This is a genomic window from Mesorhizobium sp. M8A.F.Ca.ET.021.01.1.1, assembly GCF_003998025.1.
Classification (GTDB): Bacteria; Pseudomonadota; Alphaproteobacteria; order Rhizobiales; family Rhizobiaceae; genus Mesorhizobium.
Genome location: NZ_RZSJ01000672.1, coordinates 1 through 3,135, shown reverse-complemented (window position 1 = coordinate 3,135; position 3,135 = coordinate 1). Strand labels below are relative to the sequence as shown.

The following is a 3,135-nucleotide window of genomic DNA, read 5'->3' as shown; positions in this document are numbered from 1 at the left end:
GCCGAGCACCGTCGACAGCGCCATGCCGTCGACGGTGCTCGGCCTGTGCTGGCGCCCGATGGCATCGGCCATTCCCGGCTTCAGGCCGATCGATCCCGCGCGCTGCGTGCTCGTCAACGCCCGCGATCTCGATCCGGCGGAGGAAAAACTTCTCGAAACATTGCCGGTCATCCGGACGGAATGCCCCGGCGTGGCGCAAGCGACGGAACAATTGAAGGCCGCCGGCGCCAACAGCGTGCACATGCATCTCGATCTCGACGTACATGATCCCAAGGCGCTGCAGGCCAACCGCTATGTCACATCAGGCGGACCGAACGCGGAGCAGCTGCGCCACGCGGCCTGCGCCATGGCGCTTGCGGTGCCGGTCGTCGGCATCACCGTTTCCGCTTACGATCCGGCCTTCGATGCCCAGGCCGAGGTGCCGCCGCTGGTCGGCCAGTTGCTCAACGATCTGCTTGCCACGATAGAGGGCCGCTGATGCTGAAAGCCCGTGTCATCCCTTGCCTCGACGTCAAGGACGGCCGTGTCGTCAAGGGCGTCAATTTCGTCGATCTCATCGACGCCGGCGATCCGGTGGAGGCAGCCAAGGCCTATGATGCCGCCGGCGCCGACGAGCTCTGCTTTCTCGACATCACCGCTTCGTCGGACAATCGCGAGACCATCTTCGACGTCATCGCCCGCACCGCCGAACAATGCTTCATGCCGCTGACCGTCGGCGGCGGCGTGCGCCAGGTCTCCGACATCAGGAAATTGCTGCTGGCCGGCGCCGACAAGGTGTCGATCAACACGGCCGCGGTGAAGAACCCGGATTTCGTCGCCGAAGCCGCCGACAAGTTCGGCAACCAGTGCATCGTCGTCGCCATCGACGCCAAGAAAGTGTCGGCGCCCAATGAAGCCGACCGCTGGGAAATCTTCACCCATGGCGGGCGCGAAAAGACCGGCATCAACGCCATCGAGTTTGCGCGAAAAATGGTCGATCGCGGCGCCGGCGAGATCCTGTTGACCTCGATGGACCGCGACGGCACCAAGGCCGGCTACGACATCGCGCTGACCCGGGCGGTATCGGACGCGGTGCGTGCGCCAGTCATCGCATCGGGTGGCGTCGGCACGCTGGATCATATGGTCGAAGGCATTCGTGACGGCCATGCAGGGGCTGTTCTGGCGGCCTCCATCTTCCACTTCGGCACCTACACCATCGCGCAAGCCAAGGCGCATATGGCCGCGGCCGGCCTGCCGATGCGGCTGGACTCGCTGGGAAACAGGTCCTAGAGCATGTTCCTTGAACCGGCTTTCGGAAAAGAGCAGGCTTAAACAAGAAGATAGACTGACATGGCCGAGTTTTCGCTCTCCGACCTGGAAAAAATCGTCAGCGACCGCGCCCATTCCGGCGATCCGGACTCATGGACGGCCAAGCTGTTTTCGCGCGGCATGGACAAGGCGGCGCAGAAGCTCGGCGAGGAGGCGGTCGAGACCGTGATTGCCGCCGTCAAGGGCGACAAACAGGGCCTCGTTTCGGAAAGCGCCGATCTCATATATCATTGGCTCGTCGTTCTCGGCATAGCGGGCGTTCCGCTGAACGACGTGCTCAGGGAGCTCGAAGGCCGCACCGGGCGTTCGGGCATCGCCGAGAAGGCGTCACGGCCCAAGGGCTGACCGCGAGGGAGGGCAGGTATCTCGATGGATCAGCTCGCGCCAACCGAGAAATATTCCCCGTTTCGCTTTTTCTCGGCCGAGCAATGGTCGCAATTCCGCGCCGACACCCCGCTGACGCTGAGCGAGGACGAGTTCCGCCGCCTGCGGTCGCTCAACGACCCGGTCGACCTCGAAGAGGTCAAGCGCATCTATCTGTCGCTGTCGCGGCTTTTGTCGGCGCATGTCGAGGCGAGCCAGCTTCTTTTCAGGCAGCGCCAGGCCTTCTTCAATGCCGTCGATGTCGCCAAGACGCCGTTCATCATCGGCATCGCCGGTTCGGTCGCGGTCGGCAAATCGACCACGGCGCGCGTGCTGAAGGAATTGCTGGCGCGATGGCCGTCGAGCCCCAAGGTCGACCTCATCACCACCGACGGCTTCCTGCTGCCCAACGAGGTGCTGCGCCGCGAAAACCTGATGGAGCGCAAGGGGTTTCCCGACAGCTACGATGTCGGCGCGCTGCTGCGTTTCCTCTCGGGCATCAAGTCGGCGTTGCCCGACGTCCGCGCGCCGGTCTATTCGCACCTCACCTATGACGTCATCCCCGGCGAGTTCGTCACCATCGACCGGCCCGACATCCTGATCTTCGAAGGCATCAACGTGCTGCAGCCGGGCAAGCTGCCGCAGGACGGCAAGATCGTGCCTTTCCTGTCGGACTTCTTCGACTTCGCCATCTATATCGATGCCGATGAGAAGCTGATCCACCAGTGGTATATTTCCCGCTTCATGCGGCTGCGCGAGACCGCCTTCCGCAACCCGGACTCCTTCTTCCATCGCTATTCGCGGCTGTCGGAGGATGCGGCCAAGGCAATCGCCGAGGGCCTGTGGACCAACATCAACCTGAAGAACCTGCGCGAGAACATCCTGCCGACGCGCGCCCGCGCCGACTTGATCCTGCGCAAGGGCGCCGACCACCTGGTCGAGGAAGTGGCGCTGCGCAAGCTCTAGGCTTTCAGAAAACGGTTCCGCTCGAACCGTTTCGATGCGACTGGCGTCCGATTAGAACGCCCTTAACCGATTGGTTGCTAGAACTCCGCCATATCAGCTGTTGTGGTGAAGGCCGTTGGCATGGATGCGCCGCTCATTGCCCCGGGCAAGCCGGCAAGCTTGAATTCCAGCCAGGCCGCGTCTCGTCTCGGTGCTCCGGCCGCTGCAACGTTGCTGATCGTCGCCTATGCGACCATCACCTCGCTTCTTCTACCGGTCAATGTCGACGTCTCCTGGCTGCTGACGGTCGGCGACCGCGTCCTCAATGGCGAACGCCTTTACGTTGATATTGCCGAGGCCAACCCGCCGTTTTCAACCTGGCTCTATCTGCCCTTCCTTGTCATGGAGCGGCTGACCGGGCTCGCGGCGGAACTCTGGCTGAGCGTTGGACTGGCGGCGCTGGCGGTTGCTTCAATCTGGTTTTCGGCCCGCATTCTCATCCAGGCCGATGAATCGCTC

3 protein-coding genes and 2 pseudogenes are annotated in these 3,135 nt (G+C 63.1%); all 5 read left to right on the top strand.

Annotated elements, in window-relative coordinates:
- A pseudogene (locus tag EOA36_RS31930) lies at positions 1–478 on the top strand (arginase family protein); the annotation flags it as partial.
- The gene (gene hisF, locus EOA36_RS31925; protein WP_189521938.1) at positions 475–1,269 is read left to right on the top strand and encodes an imidazole glycerol phosphate synthase subunit HisF; all 795 of its coding nucleotides are present in this window, start codon (positions 475–477) and stop codon (positions 1,267–1,269) included. The pseudogene EOA36_RS31930 and the gene hisF, both read left to right, overlap by 4 nt.
- A 60-nt stretch (positions 1,270–1,329) precedes the next feature.
- Positions 1,330–1,653: a phosphoribosyl-ATP diphosphatase gene (locus EOA36_RS31920; protein ID WP_127280828.1), complete on the top strand. Its 324-nt coding sequence runs from the start codon at positions 1,330–1,332 to the stop codon at positions 1,651–1,653.
- Between the two features lie 24 nt (positions 1,654–1,677).
- Entirely contained in the window at positions 1,678–2,637 is a 960-nt protein-coding gene (gene coaA, locus EOA36_RS31915) for a type I pantothenate kinase (RefSeq protein WP_127280827.1), read from the top strand.
- A 120-nt stretch (positions 2,638–2,757) separates the two neighbouring features.
- Positions 2,758–3,135: pseudogene (locus EOA36_RS31910) on the top strand (hypothetical protein); the annotation flags it as partial.

Coding starts and splice junctions, on each gene's coding strand:
- EOA36_RS31920 (WP_127280828.1), top strand. CDS start 1,330: ATGGCCGAGTTTTCGCTCTCCGACCTGGAAAAAATCGTCAGCGACCGC.
- coaA (WP_127280827.1), top strand. CDS start 1,678: ATGGATCAGCTCGCGCCAACCGAGAAATATTCCCCGTTTCGCTTTTTC.